Source organism: Pseudomonas oryzae (genome assembly GCF_900104805.1).
Lineage (GTDB): Bacteria > Pseudomonadota > Gammaproteobacteria > Pseudomonadales > Pseudomonadaceae > Geopseudomonas > Geopseudomonas oryzae.
The window spans coordinates 547,667-562,454 of the sequence record NZ_LT629751.1; the positions used below are offsets into that span (position 1 = coordinate 547,667).

A 14,788-nucleotide genomic window follows, 5' to 3' on the forward strand; every position below is an offset into this window, starting at 1 on the left:
TCGTACGCTCAGCTCAGGCGCGTCATCCCTCCCGTTGCGTGTGAGCGTTCTCAGGAGCATCTACCGCGTAATGTCGGAAGCCACGCCAGAGCGCCAGGTCATAGGCGATCTTGAGCAGGCCGCATGCCACCAGCGGCACGGCCAGCCAGCCGGCGGCGAACAGTGCCCCGCCAATGGCCGGGCTCGCCGCCGCCGCAAGGCTCCTGGGCACCGCGGTGAAGCTCGCGGCGGCGGCGCGTTCGGCCGGCGTCACCACTGCCATCACGAAGGCTGAGCGCGTCGGCACGTCCATCTGCGACAGCGCGCTACGAAGGAACAGCAGCGAGAGCGCCACTGGCAGGCTGTCGGCGAAAGCGGCGAGGATAAGGCAGATGCTCGACGGGATATGGGTGAACACCATCGTGTTGACAAGGCCGATGTGGCGCGCCACCCATGGCGCGGCGAGCTGGGAGCCGGCCGACAGCAGCCCGGCCCAGAAGAAGAACTGACCGGCGGCGGCGAGCGAAAGCTCGAAGCGCTCGAACAGCCAGAGCGCGAGCAAGGTGTTGACGATCAGCCCGCCGGCGAAGGCGTCGATCGAGAACAGCGCGGCGAGACGGACGACGATGCCGCGCGAGGACCCCAGGGGCGTGGGTGGCGTCATCTGCTGAGGTAGGGTGTGATCCGGCAGGGCGCGATACAGGAAGAAGATCGCCACGCCGGTGATCCCATAGGCAACGAACATCAGGCGCAGCGCGTCGAGCTGTGCCATGCCGGCGTCCGTCAGGGCTTGCGGGATGGCCGTCGCCAGCGCACCTACTGCGGCACAAAGGGCGCCGACGAAGGTGTAGCGCGCGAAGAGGTAGGTGCGCGCCTCGCCTTGTGCCGCCTCGGCCAGCCGGCCATGTTCCAGCGGCAGGAAGACGCTGACGTCGCCGGAGCTGGGATTCATCGTGCCGACGAAGGCGACGAGCAGTAGCGGCCAGAATCCGCCAAGGCCGGCCAGCAGTAGGCCGGTCAGGCACATCAGGCAGGCGGCAGCCAGCAGCAGCCGGCGCTGAGGGAAGCGATGCCCCCAATAGCCGACCGCCAGGGTCATCAGCGCCGAGCCGAGCAGCGTTGCCGTGCTGATCAGCCCGACCTCCCACTTGCCAAAACCGATGGCCAGCAGATAGATCGGCAGCAGGATGGCCACAAATCCGTCGGTAAAGGCCCGCAGTGCCCGGCCGATCAGCAGCAGGCGTGCTTCGGGCTCGACACCGGCGGGCAGCAGCATCACTTCATACCAGGCAGGCGCTCGACCTTCTTCAGCGGTGTGTCGGCGCACCAGGCGTAGAGCGCGTCGTACACCACCATGCCTGCCTTCAGCATCTCGTGGTCGTCTGCGAAGTTGAGCGATAGCCCTTTCGAGATAGCGAGCAGGCCAGCTGCCTCCTTCGCTAGTTGCGGCTGGCTGCAGTCGGCGGCCCGCACGATCAGCGCCAGCTTGTTCAAGGCCGGATCGTCGAGTTTGTATTTCTCGATGAAGGCATCGAAGCTGCAGCGGTCGCCGTGGTGGCCAAGTTCGACATTGGGCACATCGTAGGGGATCGCGCCGGTGTCGGTGGCGACCTTCAGGACGTCGTCAGCCGGCACGTAGAGGAACTCGGGGTCCTCATCGATGAAGCGCGCCACCAGCCAGGGGCAGGCGATGCGGTCGATCTTGGGCCGTTCGCGGGTGACCCATTTCATGGTCAGCCCTCCACTTTGACAAATGCAGCTTCGGCAGCCGCCCAGGACAGGTTCTGCATGAAGGCGTCCACATAGGCCGCAGCTTTGGCCCCGAAGTCCATGTGGTAGCTGTGTTCGTACATGTCGAGGGCGATGAGCGGCGTGGCGCTGGCGAGATTGTGCGCGTGGTCGGCGGCCCAAGCGTTCACAAGACGCCCTCTGCGCTGGCTCCAAACCAGCACGGTCCATCCGGAGCCGCCGCCTTGGGCCTTGCCCATGGCCGTGAACTCGGTACGCCAAGCGTCCATGGAGCCGAAGTCCCGCTCGATGGCCCGCTTCAGCGCCCCGCCGGGGTCGCCTCCCGTGCTGCCGAGAGAATCGAAGTACACCTCGTGCAGGATCATTGAGCCGCTGGCGATCATCTCCTCGCGCTTGAGTCCGTTGATCTCGAACACCGGGGCGCTGGCCCAGTTCAGTTCGGCCAGGCGTTGCTCGATGGCATTTAGGCGCTTTACCGCCCCGCCGTAGTTATTTTCCCAGTGGCTGACGAGCAGCCGCTCGGACAGGCCATTCAGCTTCGCCGGATCGAAAGCAAGGGGTTTCACTTGGTAGGGCATGGCTCTCTCCTCACGCGAGGTAGGTGTAAACAAGGCCGATGACGGCGCAGGCGCCGATTACTTTCATGATGTCCTGCTTGTACTTCCACAGAGCAATGAAGGCCACCACAGAGACCAATGCGTAGAACCACTCGAAGCCGCCGGAGAATGGCGCGGTCTCGGTCGCCCTCGGGAAGATCACATGCCAGCCGAAGAACAGGGCTAGGTTGAGCACCACGCCCACCACGGCGGCGGTGATGCCGGTCAGCGGCGCGGTGAACTTCAGGTCGCCGTGGGTGGACTCCACCAAGGGTGCCCCGGCCAGGATGAAGACGAAGCTGGGCAGGAAGGTGAAGAAGGTAGCCACCGAGGCACCGGCGAAGCCGGCGAGCAGGAGCGCATCCGGGCCGAAGACTTCCTTGGTCCAGGCACCGACGAAGCCGACAAAGGACACCACCATGATGAGCGGCCCCGGCGTGGTTTCCCCCAGCGCCAGGCCGTCGATCATCTGCGTGCCGGTCAGCCAGCCGTAGGTCTCGACGCCGCCCTGATAGACATAGGGCAGCACGGCGTAGGCGCCACCGAAGGTCATGAGTGCCGCCTTGGTGAAGAACTCGCCCATGTCCCTCAATACCGGGTTATCCAGCAAGGCCATGGCCGCGCCCCAGAGCGCCAGCGCCACCAGCACGAGGGTGATGAGATAGGGCCAGCGGAAGCGGGTATGGGCGATGGGCGGGGTGTCGTCGTCGATCAGGGCGGGCCCGTAGCTCTTGTCCGAGGCGCCATGCCCGCCGCCTACCCTGAACTTGTCAGGCATCAGCTTGCCGCCGATAAAGCCGAGGATGCCGGCTGCCAGGACGATGTAGGGGAAAGGCACATTGAACACAAAGATCGCCGTGAAGGAGGCCGCCGCCAGTGCCCAAAGGACGTTGTTCTTCAAGGCCCGCGAGCCGATACGCCAGGCGGCGAAGACGACGATGGCCACCACCGCCGGCTTGATGCCGTTGAACACACCCTGCACGAAGGTCAGGTCGCCGAAGGCCAGGTAGACGTAGGTGAGCGCTGCGAGGATGAAGAGGGACGGCAGCACGAATAGCACGCCGGCGACTATGCCGCCCCAGGTGCGGTGGAGCAGCCAGCCGATGTAGATGGCGAGCTGCTGCGCTTCCGGGCCGGGCAGCAGCATGCAGTAGTTGAGTGCGTGTAGGAAACGGTGCTCGGAGATCCAACGGCGTTTCTCCACCAGCTCCTGGTGCATGATGGCGATCTGCCCGGCGGGGCCGCCGAAGCTGATGAAGCCGAGCTTTAGCCAGTAAACGAAGGCCTCCCAGAACGAGGGATGGGCGGGCCGCAGCTGCGGCGGGGTCTGGGCGTTCATGTCGTTTTGTCCTCGTAACTCTTCAGTAGCCAGTCAAAGACTTCGCACGCGCGGGCGAGCAGCGTGTCATCGTCGGGTTCGGATTCGCGCAGGCCGGCGAGCAGGGACTCAATGCCCGGCGCCTGTGCCACAGGCAGTCCACCCACATCCAGGCAATGCACGAGCTCGCCCAGGCGCACCAGTGCAGGGGCCGACTCCAGACCAAAGCTCGCCAGCAGGGTCTCGAAGGTGACCTTGGTGCCGACGTGGCTGAACGCTGCACCATCGAAATCGAAGCCGAGCCAATCGGCTTTGCAGTCGGAGGGACTCGCCAGCCAGACGATGCGGGCATCCGGGTCGATGAACCGCCGGATCAGCCAGGCCGAGGCGAGCCGGTCCACCCAAGGACGTGCCCGCGTGGCCCAGACGCGGCCCTGATAGTCGTCGCGCGCCAGTCTGGGAATGTCGGCCTGTCGGGCAGTCGGTTCGTCGGGAGACATGCGGCGGGTGAGCGCGTCGCGCAGTTCGTCCAGCAGGCCCAAGGTCTGCCGCTGCGCCTCGCCGGGGAAGAAATCGATGCGCACCACCTGCTCGAAGCGCCGTACGAGCGGTTGGAGTTTGCGCGCAGCGGCTGCGCCATCCAGGGATGCCAGGCTCCGTCCAAGCTCCTTGATCTCCTCGGCGAGGCCGGCGTATTCCTCGCCCCGGTCGAATAGGGCGCGTAGCGTAGCCTCTTGGGCATCATCACAGCCCGACAGGCGATAGACCTCGCCGCTGCCTCCGGCCTCCGCCGCTTGCGCCGCCACTTCGCCCAGCGTCGCAGCGCTGTTGGCCGAGTCGGGTAGCAGATAGACCCCGTCGCGTAGCGTCGCGCAGCCCAGCGCCTTGACGGAGCGCCAGACACGCATGCGGCCGGTCGATGCCTTGGTGGGCAGACTCACGAAAAGAGCGAGAAAGCTCAAGTGCGGGCTCCTTGGTCAGCAAGAGATTGTCTGTGTAATAGATAATACACAGCGTTATAGATAAAACTTCAATCGCATGCAATCACATGTGGCTAGTCAATTTGAGGCATACCCTATCCATACACGCCGGAAGCCCACTCCCGAGTGTATGGATAGGGTCATTTTCTGCATTGTTTGACATATGTCCAGCAGCTCTTTAAGGTTCATCCATACACATTAACCCTGGAGGCGGCATGCACGGACAGCGTATCGGCTACATCCGGGTCAGCACCCTCGACCAGAATCCTGATCGACAGCTCGAAGGCGTCCAGGTAAGCAAGGTGTTCACCGACAAGGCCTCCGGCAAGGTCATCCAGCGTCCCCAACTCGACGCGCTGCTCGGTTACATCCGCGAGGGTGACACCCTAGTGGTGCACAGCATGGATCGTCTCGCCCGTAACCTGGATGACCTGCGCCGCCTGGTGCAACAGCTCACCGGTCGCGGTGTGCGCATCGAGTTTGTTAAGGAAGGGCTGACCTTCACCGGCGAGGATTCGCCGATGGCCAACCTGCTGCTGAACGTCATGGGTGCCTTCGCCGAGTTCGAGCGCGAGCTGATCCGCGAGCGGCAGCGCGAGGGAATTGCCTTGGCCAAGCAGCGCGGCGCCTATCGCGGCCGAAAGCCAGCCTTGAACAGCACCCAGGTCGCCGAGCTGCGCCGACGAGCTGAGGCCCGCGAGCCGAAGGCTGCCCTGGCCCGCGAGTTCGGCATCAGCCGGGCCACCCTCTATGAGTACCTGCGCGCCGGCGAGTAGGTGTCCGCATCCAATTTGATTTCGTTACAAAACCAAAGGAGATGAAATGTCCAAACTTGCCGAATTTCGCCGCGTCGAGCGTGAGCTGCAGGAACAGCTGGCCCTGCTGGAGAAGCTCCAGGCAGACGCCGGCCTGCAGAGCGAAATGGAGTTCGAAGAGAAGCTGAAGGCGCTCATGGATGAGTACGGCCTGGATCTGGCGAAGGTGGTAGCCATCCTCAATCCGCAGCCGGTCGAGCTTGAGCCGGTTGCCCCGGCTTCCGTGACGCAGCGCCGCCCCCGCCAGGTGAAGGTGTATGTGCAGCCGGTTACCGGCAAGCGCATCGAGACCAAGGGTGCAAACCATGCCCAGCTCAAGGCCTGGAAGGCTGAGTTTGGGGCTGAGGTCGTCGAGGGGTGGCGGCAGGACTGATGGTGGGTCTTGGTGGGTAAACAAATGAGTCTACCTACCAAGGCAATTGCTGAGTATCTGACTGCACGCCTAGGCTGAGCTCTGTGCAGGTGGCTTGGGGGGAGCCTCCCTCTGGCTGAGCTCAGTGCGAATACGGGAGAAAAGCTCATCCAGCGTGAGCTTCTCATCCAGGAGCAGGTAGCAGTCAGCAAGGATCGTCAGGGGATGCACGTCCATGGCAGAGGCTATAGCGTCGAGCTTTTCAAGTGTCGGCCTTTTGGCGCCGCCCTCCAGCATGCTCAGGTAGGTCTGGCTGCTGACGCCTGCCAGGTCCTCTTGGCTGAGCTGCTTGGATTTCCTTGCCCTTCTCAGGGCCATGCCGAGCGCCGTCTTCAGCTCCATCTTTTTCATCATCCCCGGAAAAGAGATGATGAAGCCGTCTTGAACGTCGGATCGCCATTAACTATAGTTAATATTTTTGCAGGAAAAGCCATGTTCATGACGTATCGACACGCGGAGCTGCCTCTGGGCACGCTTTTTGGTGACACCCGCGTGCAGCATTGGCAGTTCGTCGAGCAAGACGTCCACTGGCCGTGGTTTTACATAGAGTTCATCCGGGAAGTGGGTGACGACAGGATAAGCAGCATGCTGATGATTCCATCAGTACCAGCGCTTCAGCGCTTGCTCGACGAGCAAGATGATCGCTCTTGGTTGGCACAGGCATTGCTGGTCACGCCGGGGCACTTGAATGGCAGTCAACGCTGGCTGATGGAGCCCTTGGTGGAGGTGAGCGTGGCTTCAGATGAGAAAGACAACCAACTAGGCTATGTCTACAGAGTTGAAGGGGGGCGAAGCTACAGTACCCATCCCTATGCAGAGGATGCCGACCTGCAAACCTCTCACGTCATATTTTCCGCAGGCGAGCATCTTCGCAGCAGCTGAACCGCGAGAGTTTTCATGGAAGAGTTGTGCCGTAAAATAGATCGCTCAGTCATTGAGCAGAATAGATTTCTGGATCATTGTCTGGCACATGGAAAGCAATTGACAGTTTTCCTTGAATCAGGGGTGCAGTTCATCGGTATCGTGCGCGAGCATGATCGAAAATCAATCCTGCTCAGTGGGCGAAGCCGGAACAAAGAGCCACGGATGATCCTCAAGAGCTGCGTTGCTTATATTCGAGCCGAAGATAACCTCGAACTTTTCCTGCCATACAGAGGGTTGGGGACGGCGCTGCAGAGGCGGAGGCGTAGACGTTTACAGCTTCGGAGCCCAAGGAAAGGAGTTTGACAGCGCACACTGACTCTTTTCAGGAAGGAGTATCTCGAGCTGAGCGGGATTGCAGGCAATCCGGACGCAGAGAAAGGCCTGTCGGCTTTCTCAGGATGCACTCGCGCTGGCCTGCAGCATCGACCGCAGCTATATAGGGCTCATCGAGCGTGGCGATGTGAACATCACCGTCGAGAAGCTGTACCGCATCGCCAGCCTGCTGAGCTGCGATCCAGCTTCCCTCCTGCCTCCAGTGTCGGAGATACAGGGCTAATCGATCCTGGAGCTCAGGAAAACCCACGGCAGGCCGTCTCCGCGCTGCTCCTCCATCTTCCCGGCAAGCAGCACTTCATCGGCGGCCGGGTAATGGCGCAACAGGCGACGCGCCTCAGTGCGCACCGCCTCAGGTAGCGCCTGGTCACGAGACAGGTCGACCAGAAACTCTCGGGTTTGAATGATTGCGCGGGTGCGCTCACTCGGCATCGTCATTCCGTTCTCCTTGTATCAATCTCATCTGGCCAAAGTGCTCTGCCTGACCATGTGTGCATGGAGTCAGACCGGCGGAGGGCCGGCCAGAGCCTTGCTCATCCAGGCGGGCATTTTGCAGGCTGCCAACTGCTTGAGTTCGGCCGGGGTCAGCTCGCTCTTGATCTTCGCCACAGAAGTCGGATTCACGCCATTCCTGCCCAGGTAGAAAAGCGCTACTAGGGCCAGTCCCACCTTGCTTCCGGCATGCTGCAACTTTCCTGGGGAAACGTGCCGGAGCCGTATCGTCAGGGCTCCGATTCGAATCTCTCGACTGGAGCCGCTCGTATACAGCACGGGCTGTGTTTGCATCTGGGTGCTCAAATGAAATGCCCTTGCAGCCTCGGCACCATGCACCTGGATCGTTTCGTGATTCTGCTTGGCGATGACCCGGATCACGGCCAAGGCACTGGGGCGGACACGGCCGACATGCGGACTGATCTTCGGCCGCATGTAGATCCCGCGCGTGACCCGCTCCAGCTCGCCAGCGCTCACCAGCCGGGCTATCGCCTTGCCGACAGCAGAGCGTGACCCCAGCCCTGCAAAACGTCGAGAGCTGAACGGTCGCCCCTTGGGCAGGTATTTCACCTGTTGCCAGAGGGTGGAGGCTATGGACATGGTGCATTCGTGCCATCAGAAAGCGTGCGGCTCATGGGGGGCCAACCGACGCTACATACCAAACTTGCCGGTGTTGTCGCCGCCGCCCAACCCTCCCGCCGTCGTCAGCAGCTTGTAGATCACCCTGGCGAACGCCCGGCTCTTGACCACGTTGTCGAGCACTTCCAGCGACAGCTTTTCGTGGTCGGTCATGGCGTCGAGCACGATGTCCTCCACGCGCTTGGGGAACAGGCCGTGCATCACCTGTTCGGCGGGTTGGCTGTTGACCTGGGCCATGACGTCTTCCTCGCGGCTGATGCGCTGGGCGATGCCGGTGAGGAAGTGCAGCTGGTCCTCGTCGCTGACTTCGGCGCCGAAGATGTCGTTGAGCGCCTCGATGATTTCCGAGAGCTGTTTCTTTTCCGGGTCGTGGGGCTTACCGCTGCCCACCGCGCTGGCCGGGTCGAGGCTGTAGTCGCCCTGTTCATCGCTCAGGTGCAGGTCATGCTCGGCACGTTTGGTCAGGCGGTAGTGGGTCAGTTGCAGTTCGCTGACGTCCACGTCGTCCCGATCCAGGCGGTCGACACGCAGCAGCGGGTGCAAGTGCTTGGCGAACACGCAGAGCTGCTCCAGCTCGCGATCCTCGTAGGCGACGATCTGCGACAAGAACTCGTACAGGCGCACGAAGCTCAGCAGGTTCTTCCTGAACAGGTCGAGCTGGTCGATCTGCTCGCCGGCCTCCTTGAGGGCATGCTCGGCCTTCTTCAGGCCGGCGCTGTCGCCGTTCTGCTCGGCCGTGCGCTTGAACTCCAGCGCCTGGCGGCGCGCTTCCTGGCCGAACTGGTAACGCTTAGCGAAGCGCTCGCGGGCCGGCTTGCTGTAGTAGCTCAGCTTGCTGGCTGGTGCCTTGGGATCGAAGAACGCGGTGGCGAAGGCCTCGACCTCTTCCCAGTGGTAGATACCCTCGGCGTCCAGCTTCTTCTGCACGTCGTAGACGATCTGCGGATCGGTGACATCGCTCAGCTCGGCCTTGGTGTAGTAGGGCAGGAAGGCGTCGAGGATGTCCTGGGCGTCGTTGAAGAAGTCGAGGATGAAGGTTTCCTTGCCGGGGAAGGTGCGGTTCAGCCGCGACAGGGTCTGCACGCAGTCCACGCCCTGGAGCTTCTTGTCCACGTACATGGCGCACAGCTTGGGCTGGTCGAAGCCGGTCTGGTACTTGTTGGCGGCGATCATCACGTTGAAGTCCGGGCTGTCGAGCGCCTCGGCCAGGTCGCGACCATTCACGCCGGCATTCAACAGGCTGCTGCTCTCGGTCACTTCCTCGGGGATCACCGCGTCCGGCAACACGCTGCCGGAGAAGGCCACCAGCGGATGCACGTCCTGGTAACCCTGGGCCTTGATGTAGTCCTTCATTGCCAGCTGGTAGCGCACCGCCTCCTGGCGGCTGCTGGTGACCACCATGGCCTTGGCCTGCCCGCCGAGCAGATGGCGGATATGGGCGCGGAAATGCTCGACGATGATCTCGACCTTGCGGTCGATGTTGTACGGATGCAGGCGCACCCAGCGGGCCAGCGCCTGGCGAGCCTTCTTGCTGTCCACTTCCTCGTCGGCGCCGTCCGGGTGGGCGATCTTCCAGGCCGTGCTGTAGGTGGTGTAATTGCGCAGCACGTCGAGGATGAAGCCTTCCTCGATGGCCTGGCGCATGGAATACAGATGGAACGCCTCGGGCTTGTTGCTCGCGCTGGCCGGCAGCTCCGGCTCGGGGCGGCGGCCGAAAAGCTCCAGAGTCTTGGCCTTGGGCGTGGCGGTGAAGGCGTAGTAGCTGATGCGCTGGTTCGGCTGGCGGGCGGCCACGGCGGCATCCAGCAGCAGTTCGGCGCTGATTTCCTCGCCCTCGTCCGGCGCGTCGCTGCCGAGGATGGCCTTGAGCTTGCTGGCCGAGGAGCCGGTCTGCGACGAGTGCGCCTCGTCGGCGATCACCGCATAGCGACCGCTGGCCAGCTTGGGATGCTTGTCCAAGGTATCGAACAGCGCCGGGAAGGTCTGGATGGTGACGATGATGATGCGCGTCTGCGCGGCCAGGGCCTCGGCCAGTTGCTCGGACTTGCTCTGGCTGCCGATGTCGCGAGTGATCGGCCGCACCACGCCCTGGGCGTGCTCGAACTGGTAGATGGTGTTCTGCAATTGGCTGTCGAGCACGGTGCGGTCGGTGATGACGATCACCGAGTTGAACAGCTTGTTGCCGTCCGCGTCGTACAGCGCTGCCAGTTGGTGCGCGGTCCAGGCGATGGAGTTGGACTTGCCAGAGCCGGCACTGTGCTGGATCAGGTAGCGCTGACCGGGGCCTTCGCTGCGGGTGCTGTCGATCAGCGTGTTGACCACTTCCCACTGGTGAAAGCGCGGGAAGATCAGGGTTTCCCTGGTGGTCAGCTGGCCGTCGAAGCCCTCGCTGGTCTTGCGTTGCAGGTGCAGGAAGCGGCCCAGCACCTTGAGCCAGGCATCCGGCTGGAACACCCGCTGCCACAGGTAGCCGGTGGCGTACTGGCTGTCGTCGGCCGGCAGCGGGTTACCGGCGCCGCCTTCCTCGCTGCCCATGTTGAAGGGCAGGAAGAAGGTGTCCTTGCCGGCCAGCTGGGTGGTCATCGCCACCTCTTCCTGGCTGACGGCGAAATGGACCAGCGCGCCGCGCTTGAAGGTCAGCAGCGGCTCGGGCTTGCGGGTCAGCGGGTCTTTCAGCGGGCGGTCGTGGCGGTACTGCTGCTTGGCCTTCTCCACCGACTGCTTGAACTCGCTCTTCAGCTCCAGGGTCGCCACCGGCAGGCCGTTGACGAACAGCACCAGATCCAGACGGGGGTTATAGTTCTTGCCAGAATCCTGGACGTGCGGCGAATAAGACACTTCAGCCACCACGCGCAGGCGGTTGCACTGGTAACGGTGCAGGGAATCCGGGTTCATGCCGTGGTCGGGCTGGAAGCTGCACAGCTCGACCTTCACCCCCGGCAGCTTGAAGCCGTGACGCAGCACCTCCAGGGTGCCGTCCTGCTCCAGGGCGCGCACCACCTTCTGTACCAGCACGCCGTCCGGGTCGTTGGGGTTGGCCTTGGCGAACTTGTCCCAGCGCTCCGGCCAGGCCTCCTTGAAGTAGGCCAGCAGGTCTTCGGTGTACAGCGCACTGCGCCGGTCGTAACCGCTGGCCGGGCCGGTGAGCCAGCCCTGGGCGGTCATGGCCTTGATGATGTCCTGTTGGAATTGAGCTTCCTTGCTGTCGGCCATTACGCGGTCTCTTGTACTCGGATGGGGTCGGGCGTGCTGGCTGGCGGTTGCCAGCCGCGCAGGTCGATCTTGCCGGTGACGGCGGCGGAGATCAGGGCGGAGCGGCGTTCTTGGAGCAGGGCGTTAGTTTTCTCAGCCTCGCCTAGCAATTCATCAAACTGAACACTTGCGTCAGCCACATAAGCGGCAATCTGAACCTGTTCGTTAACCGGCGGCAGCACAATCTTCATTTGGCTGAGATGTGTCGGCCCAAAATGCTGGATTGTCGAGCCTGCCTTTAACAAATCAATCTGAGCATAGAATTGGTACGAGCCAACCACCGACCGAATAAAATCCCGAACCGAGATTTTCGCTCTAGGCTTGAGCTTTATCAGCCCCGTATAGGCCACCGCTCCGGCAACATCCTCTCCCACTTCACTAACCAAGCCCATACTGGCACTTCCACTTATGATCAAATCCCCCTTGTCCAGCCGGAAGTGGGCCCACTTTCCCTGTACTTTAGATGGCTCTAAATAATTGCATCCATCTAGCGTCACCCATCTACCTTGGATGCCGGAGATTCTAATTAGGGGGACGCCCTCATCCCTAAAATCGACCGCCATGATGCCGGGGCCTTCCTGATATTCAAAAGCGAGTCCAAATGGGACGACTGGCCAATGCGCCGGCACCTCACCCAGCCACTCCACCCCGGAATCTTTCATCGGCACGCTCGGGTCGAGGCCCTTGGTCACGGCATGGGAGATCACCGTCTGACGCTTTTCCTTGAGCAGTTCGATCAGGCGCTGCTGCTCCTCGATCAGCGCGTCGATGCGGGCGGTTTCGTGGTCGAGGAAGCGAGCAATCTGGATTTGCTCCTCACACGATGGCAATGCCACAGCAAGGCCTGCCATGTCTTCCCAACCGACCCGGGGCATTTTGGCCCCAATGGTAGATGCATTGAGGTCGTCGATTACAGAGGGAGACAAGATGTACTTGTGCAAAAACTCACAATTGATCGCGTTAGGACGGAGCACGAAAAAATCACCAACCGCCTGCCCTGATCTGTCAGCCAACCAGACCTTTGCCAAGTAGGGTCTCAGCTTTCCAAATAGGACATCTCCCTTTTGAAATTCGACCCCATCGCCCGAAAACTCCGCATCAGTTTCAATAAAGCGGCCAGTCCAGCCTTCTATGTTTTCCAGCCCAACCTGAAAACTTGATGTGATTGCCTTCTCAGTAATCTGCTCAACAAGCCACTTTAAAGGCCTAACATCCCAATGCTTCGGTACTTCACCCAGCCACTCCACCCCGGAATCCTTGTACGCCGGATACTTCGGAAAGCTCATGCCGACAGCTCCTCGATCATAAGCTTGATCCGGTCGGTGCAGGCCTTGAGGTCGCGGTCGATTTCCTCCAGCGGGCGCGGTGGCTGGAACACGTAGAAGTGGCGGTTGAATGGGATCTCGAAACCGACGATGCCGACCTCGCCGTCCTGCTCGTCGCGCTTGCTCTCATCGATCCAGGCGTCCGACACGTGGGGCTTAACCTCGCGCTCGAAGTAGGCGTACACCGATTCGCCAAGCGGCACGTTCTCGAAGTCGCGCAGGCCGCTGTCCGCCTCGGGCTGACCCTTGGTCAGGCAGATATCGGCCTCGGGGTCACGCTCGCCCAGGGCGTTGAGCAGGGCCTTGAGCTCCGGCGTGCCGGGGGTGACGCCTTGCAGCATCAGGGTCTTTTTCAGCAGCTTGCTGAACTGCTCGCGGTTGCGGTGCAGAGCGCTGGCATCCATGGACTGCAAGGCCTCGACCAGCTTGTGGCGGGCGGCGGCGTCGAGCTTCTGGATGGCCTTTTCTTCCGTCACCTTGACGATGCGCTCGGCGCTGGTCTGGAAGCTCAGGCGCAGCGGGCGCTCGACGGTGATGCGCCGGTAGCCAAAGGCGTCGATGTGGAAGATCTTGCTCTGCGCGTTTTCCGCGAAGCTGCCGTACAGGCGCACCAGGTCGCGGATCTGTTCGTCGTCGAGGTACTGGCGCTTGCTGCCCAGTGACTTGCGCATCTTGCTGGCGTGCTGGCTGCCATCGATCAGCTGCACCTTGCCCTTGCGCTCGTCCGCCTTGCAGTTGGAGAGCAGCCAGACATAGGTGGCGATGCCGGTGTTGTAGAACATGTCGGTGGGCAGGGCGATGATCGCCTCGACCAGATCGTTCTCCAGCAGGTAGCGGCGGATCTCCGACTCGCCCGAACCGGCGCCGCCAGTGAACAGCGGCGAGCCGTTGAGGATGATGCCGATGCGCGAGCCGCCGTCGCGCGGGTCGCGCATCTTGCTGACCAGGTGCAGCAGGAATAGCAGCGAGCCATCCGACACGCGCGGCAGGCCGGGGCCGAAACGGCCGCCGTAGCCCTTGACGGTGTGCTCGTCGGTGATCTGCTTCTGCACCTTCTTCCACTCCACGCCGAACGGCGGGTTGCTGAGCATGAAGTCGAAGGTGTTGCCGGCCAGCTGGTCGTCGGACAGGGTGTTGCCCAGCTTGATGTTGGCCACGTCCTGGCACTTGATCAGCATGTCCGCCTTGCAGATGGCATAGGACTCGGGGTTGAGCTCCTGGCCGTGCAGGGAGACGGTGACCTTGTCGCTGATCGACTGGATGTACTCGTCGCCCTCGGACAGAAAACCACCCGTCCCCGCAGTCGGGTCATAGATGGTGACGATGCTGTTGGGCTTGAGCTTGTCGCCCTGATCGGTCACCACCAGCGAGGTGGTCAGGTGCACGATGTCGCGCGGGGTAAAGTGTTCCCCGGCCGTTTCGTTGGAGCTTTCCGCGAACTTGCGGATCAGCTCCTCGAAGATGATGCCCATGCCGAAGTTGCTGATGTGGTCGGGGCTCAGATCGGCAACGGCGAAGCGCTTCACCACCTCATACAGCAGGTTGGCGCTGTCGAGCTGCTGGACGAAGTCCTCGAAATGGAAGTGCTCGAAGATCTCGCGGGCGTCCTTGCTGAAGGACTGCACGTAGCTCATCAGGTCGGTAGCAGTCTGCTGCTCGGACAGAGTGGCCAGGGTCAGCTTGGAGGCGTTGAAGAACTGCTGGCCGGCAGCGCGCAGCAGCAGCTTCTCGCGCACCAGATCGGGCTTGTTCCAGTGCTCCTGGGCCTGCGCCAGAACCGCGTCCTTGGTCGGGGACAACACGCACTCCATACGCCGCAGCAGGGTGAACGGCAGGATGATGCGACCGTACTGCGACTGCTTGAAATCGCCGCGCAGCAGGTCGGCGATGGACCAGAGGAAGGCGGCGGTCTGGGAGTGATTTTCCGTGTTCACGGGGGCGTGTCCTTGGCGGGGCAAAAGGGGGAGTTTACCC

At 62.2% G+C, this 14,788-nt stretch carries 16 protein-coding genes; 5 read left to right on the top strand and 11 right to left on the bottom strand.

What is annotated here, in order from left to right; genetic code table 11:
- Positions 1-22: 22 nt before the first annotated feature.
- From BLT78_RS02640 to BLT78_RS02660, 5 genes are read right to left on the bottom strand one after another with little or no spacing between them, the layout of a single operon-like run.
- Entirely contained in the window at positions 23-1,255 is a 1,233-nt protein-coding gene (locus BLT78_RS02640; protein ID WP_090347492.1) for an MFS transporter, read from the bottom strand.
- Positions 1,255-1,710 (bottom strand): chromate resistance protein ChrB domain-containing protein, encoded by a 456-nt coding sequence (locus BLT78_RS02645; protein ID WP_090347493.1) that lies wholly within the window; start codon positions 1,708-1,710, stop codon positions 1,255-1,257. Before BLT78_RS02645 ends, BLT78_RS02640 begins: the two co-directional genes overlap by 1 nt.
- Before the next feature lie 2 nt (positions 1,711-1,712).
- Complete coding sequence (locus tag BLT78_RS02650) at positions 1,713-2,306, bottom strand: superoxide dismutase (RefSeq protein ID WP_090347494.1); 594 nt, start codon at positions 2,304-2,306, stop codon at positions 1,713-1,715.
- Between the two features lie 10 nt (positions 2,307-2,316).
- Complete coding sequence (gene chrA / locus BLT78_RS02655) at positions 2,317-3,663, bottom strand: chromate efflux transporter (protein ID WP_090347495.1); 1,347 nt, start codon at positions 3,661-3,663, stop codon at positions 2,317-2,319.
- Entirely contained in the window at positions 3,660-4,604 is a 945-nt protein-coding gene (locus tag BLT78_RS02660) for a chromate resistance protein ChrB domain-containing protein (RefSeq protein WP_090347496.1), read from the bottom strand. The genes chrA and BLT78_RS02660 overlap by 4 nt, the downstream gene beginning before the upstream one ends.
- A gap of 233 nt (positions 4,605-4,837) precedes the next feature.
- Between BLT78_RS02660 and BLT78_RS02665 the strand changes: the two genes are divergently transcribed.
- Both BLT78_RS02665 and BLT78_RS02670 read left to right on the top strand, forming a co-directional pair.
- Complete coding sequence (locus tag BLT78_RS02665) at positions 4,838-5,398, top strand: recombinase family protein (protein WP_090347497.1); 561 nt, start codon at positions 4,838-4,840, stop codon at positions 5,396-5,398.
- A gap of 46 nt (positions 5,399-5,444) precedes the next feature.
- Positions 5,445-5,810, top strand: a complete 366-nt coding sequence (locus tag BLT78_RS02670) for a histone-like nucleoid-structuring protein, MvaT/MvaU family (RefSeq protein WP_090347498.1) — start codon at positions 5,445-5,447, stop codon at positions 5,808-5,810.
- Positions 5,811-5,879: 69 nt separating this feature from the next.
- Here the strand turns inward: BLT78_RS02670 and BLT78_RS02675 are convergent, their stop codons facing one another.
- Positions 5,880-6,191: a helix-turn-helix domain-containing protein gene (locus BLT78_RS02675; RefSeq protein WP_090347499.1), complete on the bottom strand. Its 312-nt coding sequence runs from the start codon at positions 6,189-6,191 to the stop codon at positions 5,880-5,882.
- 90 nt (positions 6,192-6,281) lie between these two features.
- Here BLT78_RS02675 and BLT78_RS02680 point away from each other — a divergent pair, with 90 nt between their 5' ends.
- From BLT78_RS02680 to BLT78_RS02690, 3 genes are read left to right on the top strand one after another with little or no spacing between them, the layout of a single operon-like run.
- Entirely contained in the window at positions 6,282-6,731 is a 450-nt protein-coding gene (locus tag BLT78_RS02680) for a hypothetical protein (RefSeq protein WP_090347500.1), read from the top strand.
- A gap of 15 nt (positions 6,732-6,746) precedes the next feature.
- On the top strand, positions 6,747-7,076 hold the full coding sequence (locus BLT78_RS21910; protein ID WP_090347501.1) for an RNA chaperone Hfq: 330 nt from the start codon (positions 6,747-6,749) through the stop codon (positions 7,074-7,076).
- Between the two features lie 49 nt (positions 7,077-7,125).
- Positions 7,126-7,329 carry a helix-turn-helix domain-containing protein gene (locus tag BLT78_RS02690; protein ID WP_090347502.1) on the top strand — a complete coding sequence of 68 codons (204 nt, stop codon included), beginning with the start codon at positions 7,126-7,128 and terminating at the stop codon, positions 7,327-7,329.
- On the opposite strand, the gene BLT78_RS02695 is transcribed toward BLT78_RS02690, so the two are convergent.
- The 5 genes from BLT78_RS02695 to BLT78_RS02715 all read right to left on the bottom strand — a co-directional run bounded on the left by BLT78_RS02695 (position 7,326) and on the right by BLT78_RS02715 (position 14,748).
- A complete protein-coding gene (locus BLT78_RS02695; protein ID WP_090347503.1) occupies positions 7,326-7,544 on the bottom strand; it encodes a BPSL0761 family protein in 219 nt (72 codons plus the stop codon). The genes BLT78_RS02690 and BLT78_RS02695 overlap by 4 nt on opposite strands.
- A gap of 63 nt (positions 7,545-7,607) precedes the next feature.
- Positions 7,608-8,198 (bottom strand): DUF6088 family protein, encoded by a 591-nt coding sequence (locus BLT78_RS02700; protein ID WP_090347504.1) that lies wholly within the window; start codon positions 8,196-8,198, stop codon positions 7,608-7,610.
- A gap of 51 nt (positions 8,199-8,249) precedes the next feature.
- Positions 8,250-11,450, bottom strand: coding sequence for a type I restriction endonuclease subunit R (locus tag BLT78_RS02705; protein ID WP_090347505.1), 3,201 nt, complete (start codon positions 11,448-11,450; stop codon positions 8,250-8,252).
- Positions 11,450-12,775: a restriction endonuclease subunit S gene (locus BLT78_RS21245; RefSeq protein ID WP_157719463.1), complete on the bottom strand. Its 1,326-nt coding sequence runs from the start codon at positions 12,773-12,775 to the stop codon at positions 11,450-11,452. Before BLT78_RS21245 ends, BLT78_RS02705 begins: the two co-directional genes overlap by 1 nt.
- Positions 12,772-14,748 carry a type I restriction-modification system subunit M gene (locus BLT78_RS02715; RefSeq protein WP_090347506.1) on the bottom strand — a complete coding sequence of 659 codons (1,977 nt, stop codon included), beginning with the start codon at positions 14,746-14,748 and terminating at the stop codon, positions 12,772-12,774. Before BLT78_RS02715 ends, BLT78_RS21245 begins: the two co-directional genes overlap by 4 nt.
- Between the last annotated feature and the right edge of the window lie 40 nt (positions 14,749-14,788).